Consider the following 14,876-nt stretch of genomic DNA (forward strand, 5'->3'; position numbering starts at 1 on the left):
ATGCGATGGTTCGGCGGCTCAACCTGCGTCAGGTCGAAGCCTTCAAGGCGGTCATCGAATACGGCACGGTGAGCCGCGCTGCCGAGATGATGAACATCTCGCAGCCCGCGATGAGCAAGCTGATCGCCCATCTCGAGGCCGATACGGGCTTGCAGCTCTTCGATCGGGTGAAGGGGCGGCTGGCGCCGTCGCGGCGCGGCATGCGGCTCTATGAGGAGATCGACCGCATCTTCGCGGGCGTGCGCCAGGTCGAGAATGCGGTGGAGGCCATCCGCCGCGACGAGCAGAGCCGGCTCCTGATCGGCGTCATGCCGGCGCTGTCGGGCTCCTTCATCCAGGAAGCGACCTCGCGCTTCCTGGAGGCGCAGCCCGGGGTGTTCTGTTCGGTGCAGTCGCGCAGCTCGCAATGGATCGCGGACGGGCTCGTCACCCGCAAGCTCGATGTCGGGCTGATCGTCGCGCCGATCGACAATCCCTATATCGTGGCGGAGCCGCTCATGGCGCATCCGGTCGTCTGCATCCTGCCGCTCGACCATCCGCTCGCGGCGCGGGAGGTGATCACGCCTCGCGACCTCGAAGGCGTTCCCTTCGTCTCCTTCGATCCCGAAAGCCATACCAGCCGGAGCATCGGCCGGGTCCTGGATGCCCATGGCGTCGTGCCGAACATCGTCATGGTGGCGAACGTCTCGCCCACGCTCTGCGAATTCGTCGCCGCGGGAACGGGCGTCTCGCTGGTGCATCCGCTGATCGTCGGCGGATTGCGTGACAAGCTTGCCATCCGGCGCTTCGAGCCGGGCGTTCAGCTCCATTTCCAGCTCTGCCGCATCCGCGACAGCCGCAACGCCCGGCTGGTCGATGCCTTTCTGCGGGGTGCGCGCGAGGTGGCGGCCGAGATTTCGCAGACGATCCTTACGCCGGGCTGAGCCTCAGGGTCGCGAAGGCCTGCAGCAGCGGAGCGTGATCGCCGTCGCGCAGGCGGCGAAGCGCGACAAGCAACGTCTGCCGTTGCGCCGATGTGGCGACGAGCCGGCAGGCCCGTTCCAGCTTGGCCTCGAGATCGGCCCAGGACGGCGGATCCGAGGCTTCGCCGCGCGGCGCGGTGACGGGCGAGGCGAAGGAGCGTCCCTCAGTGTGGATGGTGACGCGGGACAGGGTCTGAGCCGGAAAGCGGGCGTCGAGCGCGGGGTCGAGACTCAGCGAGACCTTTTCCGCGAGGGCGACGATCTCGGGCCGGTCGACGGCCGCTTCCGTCAGCGGCAGCAGCGCCTCCGGCCCGTCGATTGCGAGCAGGGCGAGGCAATAGGGGATCGAGAACTGGATATCGGTGAAGCTCTGGGGCCGTGGCCGGTTCGCCAGGCGCAGGGCGCCGGAATAGGTCGCGACCTCGATGGCGTCGATGCGGTGCGGGTCGATGCGGTTTTCGGCGAGGAGGTCCAGCAGTGCCTCGGCCGGCGCATGGACATGCCGGCAGCAGGCATGGAACTTCATGTAGTTGCGCGCGATGCAATGCTGTCGGCCAAGACCCTCCGCCAGCCCTTCGAGCAAAAAATGCTCGTCATTGTCGAGGAGCGCCAGAGGGCCGGTATGTCCCGCCTCGGCCAGCAGCAGCGCGTTCGCGGCCGTCACGCTCGACCAGGGAATGCCTTCCTTGACGTCGCTGCCTTCCTGCGCGCGGAAGGCGGGCCCCGCCCCGGCATGGAGCTGGTTGGGCGCGCTGATGCCGGCGATGGCAAAACCATGCGCCAGTTGCTCCGCCGGCGTGTGCCTCAGAAAGCCGAGGGCCGCGACGACGCCGTAGCCCGACCACATCCCGGTATTGGCATAGAAGCGTCGGGCCGCGCCGACCGCGACGCCGACCTCGTAGCCGACGACGATCGCCTGCAGCAGCTCGTCCGTCGTGGCCCCTGCCTCCTGTGCCGCTGCGAAGGCGGCCGGGATGATCGCGGCTCCGGGATGGCCGCGCGCGATCCGGTGCCCGTCGTCGAGATCGAGTGCGGCGGAAGCCGAGGCATTGCACCAGATCGCGCCGGCAAGGCCCGAGCTCTGCCCCGTGAACCAGACGGGCAGGGCACCGCCGGCCATGGTCACCCGCGCGACCTGCCGAACCGCGCGCGGGCCTGGCGCCGCGATGCCGGCGGCCGCGGCCGCCACGAGATCGAGCACGCTGCGGCAGGCCGCCTCCCGCAGTTCCGCCGTCAGGGGCTCGCGGCGGGCGGCACCGATAGAGGCCGCGAGGTGTCGCACGATCTCCACGGCGGAGCTCCCGGCTCGGACGCCTCAGCGCGGCTTCAGCGTGGTGGCTTCGGTGATCGGCGGGGCGAGGTTCATCGCGCCCTTGAGTTCGTAGCCGAGATCGAGCCGGTCGCTGCGCGCCCAGACCTGCCGCAGCTCGAAGAGCGGGATGGCGCAGACATCCTCCATGATCTTGCGCTGCGCCTCCTTCCACAGGGCCTTCTGCGTGTCGGCATCCGGCGCGGTGCGTGCTTCCTCGATCTCCTTGTCGGCGACCTTGCAGTGCGAGAAATTGGTCGCGGCGGTCGGCGTGCCCACCGTCGCCCGCGAATGGAAGAACTCGCTGAGATAGGTGTCGGCGATGGGGAAGCGCGCCGCCCCGTAAAAGACCAGGCCGCTCAGATCCTTGCGCGTCTGGCTCTGATAGGTGGCGTGGTCGACGACCTGCATCTCGAGCTTGATCCCGGCCTTGGCGAGCTGCGCCTGGATGATCTCCATGATCGGCTGCTGCGCCGAGATGTTCGAGACGATGGCCTTGATCGTCACGCCATCCTTGTGGCCGGCCTCGGCGAGCAGTTCCTTGGCCTTGGCGAGGTTGAAGTCGTAGCGGACCGAGCAGTCCTCGCCGAGATAGCCGGGCGGCACGATCGAGCAGCCCTTGGGGCCGACATCCTTGCCGACATAGCGCACGAGATCGTCGACATTGACCGCGGCGGCGATGGCGCGGCGCACGCGGATGTCGTCCAGCGGCGGCTGGCTCTGGTTGAGGTGCAGCAGCCGGTATTCGCCGGGCCGGAAGATCTCGACATTGAAGCCCGCACGCTTGCGGGCGGAATCGACCCAGCGCTGCTCGCGCTTGGCATAGATCAGGTCGACCTCGCCGGAGGTGAAGGCGAGCTCGCGGGCGCTGTCGGAGGGGATGGCGCGGATCACGATGCTGTCGATCTTCGGCTTGCCGCGGAAATAGTTCGGGTTGGCGGCGAGCTTGACGTATTGCTGGGTCACCTGCTCGACATAGGTGAAGGGGCCGGTGCCGACGGGATTCGTGCCGAATTTGTCGCCCAGCTCCTCGGCCGCCTTGCGGCTGACGATGTTGCCGCCATGGTAGTTCGTGACGCGGCCGAGGAAATTGACGTCCGTATATTTCAGCGTGACCCGAACCGTGAGGTCGTCGAGCTTCTCGACCTTTTCGATCGCCGCGAAATCCGAGGAGAAGGTCGAGCGCTTGGGGTCGGCCGAGCGCTGCAATGAATAGACGACATCGTCTGCCGAGAGCGTGCCCCAGTCGCCATGGAACTTGACCCCCTGGCGGAGATGGAAGGTCCAGACCTTGCCGTCCGGCGACTGCTCCCAGCGCTCGGCCAGATCCGGCTCGATATCCTTCGGATCGGCGCTCCCCGGCTTGAACCGGACGAGGCCGTTATACATCCAGCCGATCACGGTCTTGTCGCTGGTGGAGCTGGCGCGGTGCGCATCGAGCGTCGAGACGTTGCCGTCCCCGGCGACGCGCAGCACGGTCTCCTGGGCCATGCCCGCGACCGGCAGGCAGGCGGCGAGCACCAGGCCGGCGAGCCCGACGACAGAGTTCCTGATCATGCAATCCCCTCGACTTTGTTTCTTGGCTCCAGTCTGGGCGCTGCGATCCCAGGCTGTCCAAGTCGAAATCGGGTGGGGCGTATTCTGATTGGTTATAGAAGAGGGGCTCGCGGCAGCCGCCATCGACGGCATCACGCGGGTGACGCGATACCGCGACGTTTGAAAAGGCTGCGATGCCGATGGCCGGACGGGCCTGCGGGTCGTGTCAGGACTTGAACAGCTTGAAGTGGCTGTTGAATTCCCGGTAGCTGGTTTCCAGGATCCTGGTGCCGCCTTGTGTCTTCAGCGCCTCGCCGGTCGCCACGCCGAGATCGGCCGCTGTCTCCGCCGGCCCTTCCTCGGTGGCGATGATGCGCTCCTGCCCGTCGAGCGAGGTGACCTGAGCCTGCAGCGTCAGCCGGCCGTCCTTCCAGCTGGCGCAGGCCCCAACCGGCAGGCTGCAGCCTGCTCCCAGCGTATGCATCATAGCGCGCTCGGCATCGACTTCGGCGCGCGTCTGCGGGCACTGGATGGCCTGCAGCACCTTGAGGATGTCGCTGTCCTGCGCGCGCGCCTCGATGCCGAGGGCGCCCTGGCCGACGGCATAAGGGAAGGCATGGGGATCGAGCGTCTCGGTCGTCGCATCGGCGAGGCCGAGGCGCCTCAGGCCGGCCTCGGCGAGAATCACGGCATCGAGGGCGTCGTCCCCCTCGATCTTGGCCAGCCGGGGGCCGACATTCCCGCGGATCGGCACGACCGTCACGTCCGGCCGCAGGCTCAGGATCTGCGCGCGCCGGCGCAAGGAGCCTGTGCCGACCCGTGCGCCGGGACGCAGGCTTTCCAGCGTCGCGCCGCAGAGAGCGTCGCGCGGATCTTCGCGCTTGGGCACGGCGGCGAGCACGAGCCCGTCGCGCAGGGTCGTCGGCAGGTCCTTCAGGGAATGGACGACGAAGTCCACCTCGTTGCGAAGAAGCTGTTCCTCATGCTCGGTCGTGAAGACGCCGACCATGCGAAACTGGTGGAATTCCGACACCCTGTCGCGATCGGCGACGGTCGAAGCCGATCGGATCTCGAATTCGATCTCCGGGAATGCCGCCTTGATCAGACCGATGACGAAGTTGGTCTGAGCCATCGCCAGCGGGCTTCGGCGGGTGCCGACTCGAAGCAACATTTGTTCTTTCCGAATTCAGGTAGCGGACTGCCCAATGTGACCGGGGCTGTAACATCGCTCACCCGGCGCGCCTAGTGCCGCCATGCGGGAACGAGCCGCGACTGAATGCGGGCAGGCCGCCAATGTCCGGCGGATCTGCTCAATGATGCGCGAGGATTTCCCCGAGAAAGGCACGCGAGCGCTCGTGCCGCGGGTTCGAGAAGAACGCGTCCGGCGCGTTCTCCTCGACGATCTCGCCATCGGCCATGAAGATCACGCGGTCGGCCACCTGGCGCGCGAAGCCCATTTCATGGGTGACGCAGATCATGGTCATGCCGTCGCGCGCCAGGGACACCATCGTGTCCAGCACTTCCTTGACCATTTCCGGATCGAGCGCCGAGGTCGGCTCGTCGAACAGCATGGCCTTGGGCTCCATGCACAAGGCGCGCGCGATCGCGACGCGCTGCTGCTGGCCGCCCGAGAGCTGGGCCGGGTATTTCGCAGCCTGGTCGTCGATGCGCACCCGCTCCAGGTACTTCCGGGCGGTCTCTTCCGCCTCGGCGCGCGAGAGCTTGCGCACCCGCATCGGCGCGAGGATGCAGTTTTCCAGCACCGTCTTGTGCGGAAACAGGTTGAACTGCTGGAACACCATGCCGACCTCGCGGCGCACGGCATCGACGGCGTCCTGGCTGTCGCTCAGCCGGTGGCCAGCCACCGTGATCTCTCCGCTCGCGATCGGTTCGAGATGGTTGATGCAGCGGATCAGTGTCGACTTGCCCGAGCCGGAGGGGCCGCAAAGCACGATTTTCTCGCCCTTGGTGACCGAGAAGTCGATGCCCTTGAGGACATGGAACGGGCCGTAGAACTTCTCGACCTGCCGCATCTCGATCATCGGAGCGGCGGTTTCTTGGGCGGCGCGGCTGGTGCTGTCATGGGTCCGGGTCATGTCGATCTCCCTCATTTTGCCGCCCCGGCCGCCATTCGCTGCTCGAGCCTGCGGCCCCAGAGCGAGAGCGGCCAGCACATGGCGCAGTACAGCGCGCCCACCACGCCGAAGACGAGCAAGGGCTTGTAGATCTGGTTGGAAACGATGGTGCCGGCCCTGGTCAATTCGATGAAGCCGACGATCGCGGCAAGCGACGTCCCCTTCAGCAATTGCACGAGGAAGCCGACGGTCGCCGGCAGCGAGAGCTTGAAGGCCTGCGGCATGACGACGTCGACCATCCGGCTCCAGCCGGGCAGGCCGAGCGCATTGGCGGCCTCGCTCTGGCCTGATGGCACGGCCTGGATCGCGCCGCGCCAGATCTCGCCGAGGAAGGCCGAGGCATGCGCCGTCAGCGCGACCGAGACGGCGGCCCAGGCCGGGAAGTTGAAGCCGAGCAGCGGCAGGCCGAAATAGGCGACGAAGAGCTGCATCAGCAGCGGCGTGCCCTGGAACACCCCGATCCAGCAGATCATCGGAATCCGCAGCCAGGGCGAAGGCGAAACCCTGAGCACCGCGACGACGATGCCGAACAGGATGCCGCCGACGAAGCCGATGACGGTGAGGAACAAGGTCCAGAGCAGGCCTTGCAGCAGATAGGTCAGTTCCTGGATGCCCATGTCCTGCCTCCTCAGCGCTGCGGATAGCTGAAGGCCCAGCGACCCAGCGCCGCGAGCAGCCACATCGTCACGAGCGAGATCACCAGATAGATCGAGGTCAGCGTGAAATAGACCTCGAAGCTGCGGAAGGTTTCCGCCTCGATGCGCTGGCCGACCGAGGTCAGTTCATAGGCGGAGATCGAGGTGCAGATCGCCGTGGTCAGCGTCAGCAGGATGAACTGGCTGGCGAGCGACGGGTAGATCGCGCGCAGCGCCGGGATGAGCACGATCAGCCGGAAGACCTCATGCTTGTGCAGGCCGAGCGCCAGGCCGGCTTCCGTCTGCCCCTTCGGGATGCTCTCGACGCCGCCGCGGATGATCTCGATCGCATAGGCGCCGCCATTGAGGCCGAGCGCCAGGATGGCCGTGACCGTCGGATTCAGGCGGACGCCCGCGAGCGGCAGCGCGAAGAACAGAAAGAAGATCTGCACCAGAAACGGCGTGTTGCGGATGATCTCGACGAAGAGCGTCACCAGCAGCGAGGGGATCCGCATCTGCATCCGCAGGATGACCACGCCCATGACACCGACGACCATGGCGATGACCATGCCGGAAAAGGCCAGGAACAAGGTTCCCAGCGCTCCGAACAGCAGCGATTTCCAGGCGTCGGCCACGACGCTGAAGTCGAGAGTCATCGTTCTTCCCTTGCGGTGCGCTTTGTCTCAGTCATCCCAGGCGGGCGCCCACTCGAAGCTGGAATAGCGCTGGCCGCGCGCAAGCCCGTGGATCGCAGCCATGTCTTCCGGCGACAGCTCGAAATCGAAGATCTCGAGATTGGCCCGCATGTTCTCGGGCTTGGACGAGCGCGGGATCGCGCCGACGCCATCCTGCTGGACCAGCCAGCGCAGCGTCACCTGTCCCGCCGACTTCCCGTATTTGCGGCCGAGCGCATTGAGCAGATCGTTGTCGAAGACCTTGCCGCGCGCGATCGGCTGGTAGGCGTTCAGCAGCATGCCGGCGCGCCGCATCCGGGCCAGCAGCTTCTCCTGCGACAGGAAGGGGTGATACTCGACCTGATTGCAGAACAATTCGGCCTTGTGGATCTCCAGCGCCTCGTCGAGCAGCGCGACCGGGAAGTTGCTGACGCCGATCAATCGCGTGCGTCCCTTCCGCTTCTCCTCGGCGAAGGCTGCCAGCGTCTCAGCCAGCGGGACATCCTTCGTCGGCCAGTGGACGAGCAGCAGGTCGACCTGGTCGAGCCCGAGCCGGTCGAGGCTTTCGTCGACGCGGCGATGGACGGTCTCCGGCGCGAGGTCGTTGAACCAGATCTTGGTCGTGACGAAGAGCTCGCCGCGCGGTACGCCGGAGGCGCGGATCGCCCGCCCGACCTCGGCCTCGTTGCCATAGCGGATCGCCGTATCGATCTGCCGGTAGCCGAGATCGATCGCGGTACGGATCGCCGCCTCGCCGGCCGGGCCGGTGATCTCGAAGGTTCCGAACCCCAGCGCCGGAATGACCTCGCCCTGGATCGTCTTGGTCGTCGCTGCGATCGTGCCGGTCATGGGGCTGCTCCTCCTTGTGCGAGCATCTCCGCCAGCGTGACTGTGCGGTCTTCGCGGGCGGCAAGATCGACCGCGAGCGTCGCGGCCAGCGTGGCCATGCCGTCCCGGGCGGTGATCAACGGCTGCTGCTCCCGCCTGACGACGGCGGCGAAATGGGTAAGCTGGGCGACATAGGTCGGCAGGCCGGCAGCGCCGCGGTAATGCCGCGCCAGCGGGTGCTGCCAGTGTTCGTCGTCGCGCTCGTGACGCCACAGATACATGTCCGAGACCGACAGGGCAGCCTTGCGCCCGGCCAGGAACAGGCAAGGCCCCGGCTGCGTGGGATGGTAGAGCGCCTGGCCGGAGCTGTATTCCCAGGCCCAGGGGCTGACGGCGTTGTCGGAGATGATGAAGCTGCCCAGCGCGCCATTGGCGAAGCGAATCGAGAGACTCGCTCCATCCTCGACCGCAAAGCCGCGCGCATGGGAGGTGAAGGCGCGGATGCTGTCGATCTCGCCGACCAGATGGCGCAGGATGTCGATGTCGTGGATCAGGTTGATGAGCAGCACGCCCCCGCCGGCGCTTTTCCTCCAGGCGACGTCGAAATAGTTGGCCGGCTTGTCGAACAGCGTCATGCCGTTGACGGCGACGATGTCGCCGAGCTCGCCGGCTGTGATCGCCTGTTTGGCCGCGCGGATGTCGGGGCTGTGGCGGCGTTGATGGCCGACCAGCACCGGCACGCCGGTGCGTTCGGACGCCTCGACGATCCGGGCGGCGGAAGCGATGCTTTCCGCAACGGGCTTCTCGATCAGGCAGGCGATGCCGCGTTCGATGCAGGCCAGCGCGGCCGGGGCGTGGAGCTGGTTCGGCAGCGCGATGATCGCGCCGTCGGGGCGCAACTCGTCGAGCATGGCGACATAGTCGGACCGGTACGGCACCGACAGCCGCTCGGCCAGCTTCGCGGCCTCAGGGGAGGGGTCGCAGATGGCGGCGATGGCGATGTCGGGATGCGACGCCATCAGGTCCGCGTGCTCGCGGCCGATGAGGCCCGCTCCAAGCAGGGCGATGCGGATCATCGGGTCAGCTCTGCCATGGCGCGCAATGCGAGCCGATAACCATAGGCGCCGAGCCCGGCGATTACGGCGGTGGCCGTCTTCGAGACCAGCGAGTTGTGGTAGATCGCCTCGCGCTGATGGATGTTCGAGATGTGCAGTTCGATCTTCGGGCGATCGAACATCTTGAGCGCGTCGAGTATGGCGATCGAGGTGAAGGTATAGCCCGCCGGATTGATGATGATGCCGGCGGCATCCTTCCGTGCGGCATGGACCGCCTCGATGATCTCGCCCTCGAAATTCGACTGGCGGAAGTCGATGGCAAGACCGAGCTCGGCTGCATCGGCCTCGCACCAGCCCCGGATCTCGTCGAGGGTGGTGCGGCCGTAGATCTCGGGCTCGCGCTGGCCGAGCAGATTGAGGTTCGGCCCGTTCAGGATGAAGATCGTTCGCATGGCGGTTCCTGGCGAGATCGGCAGCCGGCCGCGGCCGCATGGATGCGGTCGCGTCTCGTTTTAAGGGGGGGCGGGTGGCGCTCGGTGCGGCCCGTCACTTCACGGTGAAGGGCACGCCCTCGACGGCAGCCGGGAAGCTCGGCAGGGGCTGGGCCAGCCATTTCTCGCTGATCTTCGCGAGCCGGCCATCGGCCGCGACCTTGTCGATGAACTGGTTGAGCCAGGCATTGATCTCGGCATCGCCGAGCTTGGTGCAGATGCCCTGCCACTGCTCGTTGAAGACCAGCTTCTGCTCGTAGTCGTTGCCGGGCGAGGCCCTGTCGAGATTGATCTTGTAGGTCGTGTTGCCGCCGATCGCATCGACCTGGCCGGAGACCAGGGCCTGCATCGTCGAGCTGTCGTCGTCGAAGCGGCGGATATTGGGGACGTCGCCGAGCAGCGTCGTGATCGACTTGTCCTGCGCGGCGCCGCGCGGCACGCCGATGCGCAGGTTGCGGGCATCCTCGATGGTCTCGATCTTGTTCTTCTTGCTGGAGAGCAGGATGATCTTCAGGCCCGAATAGGGCTTCGAGAACTGCACGGCCTTGGCGCGGTCGGGATACATGCCCATCACGGCCATCTGCAGATCGACCTTGTTGGTCAGCAGGTTGGGGATGCGGGCGGCCACCGCGTTCGGCACGAACTCGACCTTGACGCCGAGCTCCTCGCCGATCAGCCGGCCCACATCGACGTCGTAGCCGATGTTCTGGCCGCTCGCGTCGATCGAGCCCCAGGGAGCCTGCTCGCCCATCACGCCGATGCGGATGACGCCCGCCTTCTTGATCTTTTCGAGCGACTGGGCGTCGGCCTGCGCGGTGGCGCCGACGAAGCCGAGCCCTGCCACCAAGGCAAATGCGGCGGCGCGAAGTGAAGAAATGCCCAACATGAATCCTCCTCTGATGTGCTGATATGTCGCCGGCTTCTTGGGCCGGCTGCCTGACCTCGAAGCGTTGCCGCTTCGATCTCTTGCCCCTCGTCGAAAGCCTGGAAGCTGAATCCGGCTTTCGGGGTCGTTCATCCCGCGCGAGGCTGTGCGCGGTTATTGCGCCTGCATATCCTCGCTGGTGAGGCTGAAGGCGGTTTCGTAGACATCGGCGCGGGGTGCCGCGAGAGCCCCGGTGGCTATCGCTAGCCGTTGTGCCTCGGGCAGGGCCGCCTCGATTCCGGCCTGGGACGCGCCTTCCAGCAGCAGCACGGCGTCGAAGCCTCTCTCCGCCATCGCGCTGCGCAGCTCCGTCTCGCGGGTGCGGACGCCGGAAACCTCGCTGCGGGCGATCCCGAGATGGACGCAGGCGACGCCGGGCAGGGCGAGCACGGCATCGACGAGGCCCTGCGCCGCCTGTCGCAGGACTGCGCCGCTGCCGGCCTCCGCGAAATCGAAGCGCAGCGTCGCCATGCTGCCGCCGTCGCCGGTCCCGGCCGACGCGACCCTGTCGCAGGCGACGCGCAGGAAATTCTGGAAGCTCGGCGCGATCTCCGCCGTCCAGCGCGTGGGATTGTTCAGCCGTTCGAGATAGGCCGGGGAGCGGAAGACCTCGACATCATCGGCCGCATAGATCGTCCCGAAGACATGGCGGTCTGCCTGCGGCGCATGCAGGCGCTTGCCCGTGCGAAAGCCGGGAATCGACAGCCGTTCCGGCATGTGCTCGCGCGTGTGCCACTCGATATAGGCTTCATGTCCGCCCTCGGCGATATCGTGCCAGATCGCGAGGAAAGCTGATCCCTTCAGTCCCATCGTACCCGTCTCTCAGACGCTCCTGCCTGCGGGCTCTGCAATCGGCCGCTTGACAAGGAGCTCGTTTCCTCTCCAACTAACCTACTAGAATGTTAGTATGTCGAATGAGTCAAGTGCCCGTTGTCAGAAGGGCCCGGCTCCCGGGAGGATGAAATGCAGGGAAGCGAGACACCGCGCGTCGCGATCGTGACGGGAGGGGCAGGCGGGCTGGGCTTTCCGATCGCTGCGCGCCTGGCCGCGAAAGGCCACAAGGTCGCGATCTGGGATATCGACGGCGACCGCGCCGTCGCTGCGGCCGCGAAGCTGCCGGGCGCCAGGGGTTATGCGGTCGACGTGACCGACGAGAAGGCGGTCGCGGGTGCGACGACCCGCGTCGTCGGAGAACTCGGCCCGCTCGGCATCCTCGTCACCTGCGCCGGCCATAACGGGCCGCTGGCCCCGTTCGCGGAGTATCCCAGCGAGGGCTGGCGTTTCGTCATGTCGCTCAATCTCGACGCCGTCTTCCATTGCTGCCAGGCGGCGGTGCGCGAGATGCTCAAGACGGGCTATGGCCGCATCGTCAACATGGCGTCGATCGCCGGCAAGGAGGGCAATCCCAACGCGGTCGCCTATTCCGCCTCCAAGGCCGGCGTGATCGGCCTGACCAAGTCGATCGGCAAGGAGCTCGCGACCACGCAGATCCGGGTGAACTGCGTGACGCCGGCCGCGATCGAGACCGAGATGCTCCAGCAGCTCACGCCCGAATTCAGGGCCTATGTCGTGTCCAAGATTCCGGTCGGCCGGCTCGGACAGGCGGAGGAGGTGGCGGCGCTGGCGGGCTGGCTGGCGTCGGAGGAGTGCTCGTTCTCGACCGGCGCCGTCTTCGACGTCTCGGGCGGCCGCGCGACCTATTGAGGACGGCATGTACAAGCAGCACAGCCTGTCGCTGGCTTATCTCACCGTCCAGGGTTGCCCGCCGGTCGAGCATGTCCGCTGCGCCGCGGTGGCCGGCTACGACGCAGCCGGCCTCAGGCTGATCGCGCCGCTCGGGCTCGAGCTTGCGCATCCCATCGTCGGCGACAAGGCGCTGATCCGCGAGATCCGGACGACGGCCGCCGATCTCGGGATCGGCTTTCTCGATGGCGAGGTCTTCACCCTCCGAGCGGACACAGCGATTGAGTCCTGGCTGCCCGTCATCGAGACGGCGGCGGAATTCGGCATGCCACTGATGCAGATCACCTCGGAGGATCCCGATCTGTCGCGGGCCTCCGACAATCTCGGGCGGATCGCGGATGTCGCCGGCGGGCACGGCATCGCGATCGCGATCGAGTTCATGCGCTGGCGCGCCGCGGCGACCATCGAGGATGCGGCGCAGCTCGCCGCCGCGTCAGGACGCGGGAATGTCGGCATCCTGCTCGACGCCTTGCATCTGTCGCGCTCCGGCGGCGGGCCGGCGGCGGTCGCGGCGCTGCGGGACAAGGTGCTCTATCTCCAGCTCTGCGACGCTCCCGCGAGCCAGCCTTCCGATGATGCCGGCTGCATCGCCGAGGCGCGCGGCGCGCGCATGATTCCGGGTGAGGGCGGCCTGTGGCTGGGGGAGCTGATGGCGGAGCTGCCGCCGGACATCGCGATCAGCGTCGAGACGCCGCATCGCGGCGACGCGTCGTTGAGCTTTGTGGAAAAGGCGCGCCGGGGCATCGCCGGAACGCGCAATTTCCTCGATGCGCTTTAAGTTCGGAGCAGGATGCGAAAAAGTGGGAACCGGTTTTTCGCGAAAATCCTGCTCCAACTCTTAGGTGAGAGACGGATTCAGATTTCAAATGGGATCACCTCGTGATCCCATTTGAAATCATCCGGCTCTAGCGGCGGATACCGCGCGCCGAGGCGTGCCGCCGGGGGGAGAAGCCGGGCATCGTCCGGCCCCGGTGGCCAGGAAGGAGATGTGGCGAGGTGGGTGCAAGACAGCGGGGAGGTCTGACCTTGCGCGTGACCGAACGCCTGCGTCAGGCGATCGTCGACGGCGAGGTGGAGCTCGGCGACGCGCTCTCGGAGGACAAGCTCGCGACCAGGCTCGGCGTCAGCCGCAGCCCGGTGCACGAAGCCTTGACGGCGCTGGAGCAGCAGGGGCTGATCGACATCAAGCCGCAGCGCGGCAGCTTCGTCTTCCTGCCGACGAAGGAGGACATCGAGAATCTCTGCGAGTTCCGGCTGATGATCGAGGCGGAGGCGCTTCGCCTGGCCATGCGGCGCCGGCGTGACGAGACGCTCGCCGCGCTGAAGGCGGCCGCGCAGGGCATGCAGGAGGCCGTCCTCGCCGGCGATCATCTGCGCAGCTCGCACGGGGATACGGCGTTCCATGGCGTGTCGATCGAGAACAGCGGCAACAGCTACCTGATCAATGCCTATCGGCTCGTCTCGGGAAAGGTCGCGGCGCTGCGCTCGCACCGCTCCACGGATTCGATCCGTGGCGAAGCGAGCGCCGAGCATTTCGAGATCATCGCCAGGCTGGAAGAGGATGATCTGCCGGCGGCGCTCGAGGCGCTCTCGAACCACATCCTGAAGATGGCGAAACGCTATAGCGTCGAGCCGTCGCAGGAGCGCGTGGCGACGAGCCGGGCCTCGCGAAGCCCGTCGCTGGAGCATTTCGCTCCGCTTTTGGACTGATCGAAGCCTGCGCCGACACAGGTCAAAGTGACGCTTTGCGCTCTGCTCCGGATTCGCGCAGCATGGCGCGATCGTGAAAGGGCATCATTTGCTGCAACCGAGACATGGGCGCTTCGATGTCAGCCGCGCCGAGCTGTGGGCCGATGGCGTGGTCCATGGGCTCGGGATCGTGCTCGGCCTTGTTGCGGTGGCCGCGCTCATCCTGCGCGTGCTCACGGCGGCGCCCTTGACTGATCTCGTCCCCGTCGCGATCTACGGCACCGCGCTGCTGGCCGTGCTGATCGTTTCGGCAATCTACAATCTATGGCCGGTCTCGCCGATGAAGTGGCTGATCCGGCGCTTCGACCATTCGGCGATCTATGTGCTGATCGCGGGAACCTATACGCCCTTCCTGATGAAGCTCGGCTCGAGCCTCATGGCGCAGATCCTGCTCGCCGTGGTCTGGGCCGCGTCGGTCCTGGGCGTCGTGCTGAAGCTCGCCTTTCCCGGCCGGCTCGATCGGCTTTCGATCGTGCTCTATCTCGTCATCGGCTGGAGCGGCATCCTGCTGTGGCAGAGCATCGCCGAATTGCCCGCGACCAGCCTCTGGCTCATGCTCGCGGGTGGTCTGCTCTACTCGATCGGCGTCATCTTCCACGTCTGGGAAAGCCTGCCGTTCCAGAACGCGATCTGGCACGGCTTCGTGCTCGTGGCCTCCGGCTGCTTCTATGGGGCCGTCTTTCGGGCCTATGCGGTCGTCTCAGTGGCCTGAGCGCGCCTCGCGGGCAAGGTCTCGCACCGGGCGGTCCGGCTGGTCGCTCACCGCCGAAAGCTGGCATTCTTCGTGCTAAGTCTCTTCATGTAGGATGGATGCTGGCCAGAACGCAGCTTGGC

Annotated in this window: 16 protein-coding genes; 5 read left to right on the forward strand and 11 right to left on the reverse strand. The window is 66.6% G+C overall.

The annotated features are described in order from the left end of the window. The first annotated feature begins 5 nt into the window (after positions 1–5). A complete protein-coding gene (locus tag GGC47_RS19125; protein ID WP_142023344.1) occupies positions 6–923 on the forward strand; it encodes a LysR substrate-binding domain-containing protein in 918 nt (305 codons plus the stop codon). Here the strand turns inward: GGC47_RS19125 and GGC47_RS19130 are convergent. The 11 genes from GGC47_RS19130 to GGC47_RS19180 all read right to left on the reverse strand — a co-directional run bounded on the left by GGC47_RS19130 (position 910) and on the right by GGC47_RS19180 (position 11,360). Further along, on the reverse strand, positions 910–2,253 hold the full coding sequence (locus GGC47_RS19130; RefSeq protein WP_142023345.1) for an MmgE/PrpD family protein: 1,344 nt from the start codon (positions 2,251–2,253) through the stop codon (positions 910–912). The genes GGC47_RS19125 and GGC47_RS19130 overlap by 14 nt on opposite strands. Positions 2,254–2,277: 24 nt before the next feature. Further along, positions 2,278–3,828, reverse strand: a complete 1,551-nt coding sequence (locus GGC47_RS19135) for an ABC transporter substrate-binding protein (RefSeq protein WP_133565823.1) — start codon at positions 3,826–3,828, stop codon at positions 2,278–2,280. 205 nt (positions 3,829–4,033) lie between these two features. Continuing rightward, on the reverse strand, positions 4,034–4,978 hold the full coding sequence (gene hemC, locus GGC47_RS19140) for a hydroxymethylbilane synthase (RefSeq protein ID WP_142023346.1): 945 nt from the start codon (positions 4,976–4,978) through the stop codon (positions 4,034–4,036). Positions 4,979–5,117: 139 nt separating this feature from the next. After that, positions 5,118–5,849, reverse strand: a complete 732-nt coding sequence (locus GGC47_RS19145) for an amino acid ABC transporter ATP-binding protein (protein ID WP_185748073.1) — start codon at positions 5,847–5,849, stop codon at positions 5,118–5,120. Between the two features lie 65 nt (positions 5,850–5,914). Continuing rightward, on the reverse strand, positions 5,915–6,559 hold the full coding sequence (locus GGC47_RS19150; RefSeq protein WP_038357668.1) for an amino acid ABC transporter permease: 645 nt from the start codon (positions 6,557–6,559) through the stop codon (positions 5,915–5,917). A gap of 11 nt (positions 6,560–6,570) precedes the next feature. After that, a complete protein-coding gene (locus GGC47_RS19155; RefSeq protein WP_112764774.1) occupies positions 6,571–7,233 on the reverse strand; it encodes an amino acid ABC transporter permease in 663 nt (220 codons plus the stop codon). Between the two features lie 27 nt (positions 7,234–7,260). Further along, positions 7,261–8,100 (reverse strand): aldo/keto reductase, encoded by an 840-nt coding sequence (locus GGC47_RS19160; protein ID WP_113252896.1) that lies wholly within the window; start codon positions 8,098–8,100, stop codon positions 7,261–7,263. Next, positions 8,097–9,155 carry a Gfo/Idh/MocA family protein gene (locus GGC47_RS19165; protein ID WP_142023348.1) on the reverse strand — a complete coding sequence of 353 codons (1,059 nt, stop codon included), beginning with the start codon at positions 9,153–9,155 and terminating at the stop codon, positions 8,097–8,099. Before GGC47_RS19165 ends, GGC47_RS19160 begins: the two co-directional genes overlap by 4 nt. After that, positions 9,152–9,586 carry a type II 3-dehydroquinate dehydratase gene (gene aroQ, locus GGC47_RS19170; protein WP_142023349.1) on the reverse strand — a complete coding sequence of 145 codons (435 nt, stop codon included), beginning with the start codon at positions 9,584–9,586 and terminating at the stop codon, positions 9,152–9,154. Before aroQ ends, GGC47_RS19165 begins: the two co-directional genes overlap by 4 nt. A 94-nt stretch (positions 9,587–9,680) precedes the next feature. Next, positions 9,681–10,511 carry a transporter substrate-binding domain-containing protein gene (locus tag GGC47_RS19175; protein ID WP_038357674.1) on the reverse strand — a complete coding sequence of 277 codons (831 nt, stop codon included), beginning with the start codon at positions 10,509–10,511 and terminating at the stop codon, positions 9,681–9,683. A 153-nt stretch (positions 10,512–10,664) separates the two neighbouring features. Further along, complete coding sequence (locus GGC47_RS19180; protein WP_429068598.1) at positions 10,665–11,360, reverse strand: hypothetical protein; 696 nt, start codon at positions 11,358–11,360, stop codon at positions 10,665–10,667. A gap of 153 nt (positions 11,361–11,513) precedes the next feature. On the opposite strand from GGC47_RS19180, the gene GGC47_RS19185 reads away from it, so the two are divergent. The 4 genes from GGC47_RS19185 (at position 11,514) to trhA (ending at position 14,754) form a co-directional block, all read left to right on the forward strand. Continuing rightward, positions 11,514–12,254 carry an SDR family NAD(P)-dependent oxidoreductase gene (locus tag GGC47_RS19185; protein WP_142023351.1) on the forward strand — a complete coding sequence of 247 codons (741 nt, stop codon included), beginning with the start codon at positions 11,514–11,516 and terminating at the stop codon, positions 12,252–12,254. A 7-nt stretch (positions 12,255–12,261) separates the two neighbouring features. Next, the gene (locus GGC47_RS19190; RefSeq protein WP_429068599.1) at positions 12,262–13,071 is read left to right on the forward strand and encodes a sugar phosphate isomerase/epimerase family protein; all 810 of its coding nucleotides are present in this window, start codon (positions 12,262–12,264) and stop codon (positions 13,069–13,071) included. 254 nt (positions 13,072–13,325) lie between these two features. After that, entirely contained in the window at positions 13,326–14,003 is a 678-nt protein-coding gene (locus GGC47_RS19195) for a GntR family transcriptional regulator (RefSeq protein ID WP_248311052.1), read from the forward strand. Between the two features lie 88 nt (positions 14,004–14,091). Next, complete coding sequence (gene trhA, locus GGC47_RS19200) at positions 14,092–14,754, forward strand: PAQR family membrane homeostasis protein TrhA (RefSeq protein ID WP_038357677.1); 663 nt, start codon at positions 14,092–14,094, stop codon at positions 14,752–14,754. Positions 14,755–14,876 lie beyond the last annotated feature (122 nt).

The organism is Allobosea sp. OAE752, assembly GCF_050433265.1.
GTDB lineage: Bacteria > Pseudomonadota > Alphaproteobacteria > Rhizobiales > Beijerinckiaceae > Allobosea > Allobosea spartocytisi.

Excerpts from the sequence above, each read along its gene's own strand:
- GGC47_RS19125 (WP_142023344.1), top strand. The coding sequence starts at position 6 with ATGGTTCGGCGGCTCAACCTGCGTCAGGTCGAAGCCTTCAAGGCGGTC.
- GGC47_RS19135 (WP_133565823.1), bottom strand. The coding sequence starts at position 3,828 with ATGATCAGGAACTCTGTCGTCGGGCTCGCCGGCCTGGTGCTCGCCGCC.
- hemC (WP_142023346.1), bottom strand. The coding sequence starts at position 4,978 with ATGTTGCTTCGAGTCGGCACCCGCCGAAGCCCGCTGGCGATGGCTCAG.
- GGC47_RS19145 (WP_185748073.1), bottom strand. The coding sequence starts at position 5,849 with ATGATCGAGATGCGGCAGGTCGAGAAGTTCTACGGCCCGTTCCATGTC.
- GGC47_RS19150 (WP_038357668.1), bottom strand. The coding sequence starts at position 6,559 with ATGGGCATCCAGGAACTGACCTATCTGCTGCAAGGCCTGCTCTGGACC.
- GGC47_RS19155 (WP_112764774.1), bottom strand. The coding sequence starts at position 7,233 with ATGACTCTCGACTTCAGCGTCGTGGCCGACGCCTGGAAATCGCTGCTG.
- GGC47_RS19160 (WP_113252896.1), bottom strand. The coding sequence starts at position 8,100 with ATGACCGGCACGATCGCAGCGACGACCAAGACGATCCAGGGCGAGGTC.
- GGC47_RS19165 (WP_142023348.1), bottom strand. The coding sequence starts at position 9,155 with ATGATCCGCATCGCCCTGCTTGGAGCGGGCCTCATCGGCCGCGAGCAC.
- aroQ (WP_142023349.1), bottom strand. The coding sequence starts at position 9,586 with ATGCGAACGATCTTCATCCTGAACGGGCCGAACCTCAATCTGCTCGGC.
- GGC47_RS19175 (WP_038357674.1), bottom strand. The coding sequence starts at position 10,511 with ATGTTGGGCATTTCTTCACTTCGCGCCGCCGCATTTGCCTTGGTGGCA.
- GGC47_RS19180 (WP_429068598.1), bottom strand. The coding sequence starts at position 11,360 with ATGGGACTGAAGGGATCAGCTTTCCTCGCGATCTGGCACGATATCGCC.
- GGC47_RS19185 (WP_142023351.1), top strand. The coding sequence starts at position 11,514 with ATGCAGGGAAGCGAGACACCGCGCGTCGCGATCGTGACGGGAGGGGCA.
- GGC47_RS19190 (WP_429068599.1), top strand. The coding sequence starts at position 12,262 with ATGTACAAGCAGCACAGCCTGTCGCTGGCTTATCTCACCGTCCAGGGT.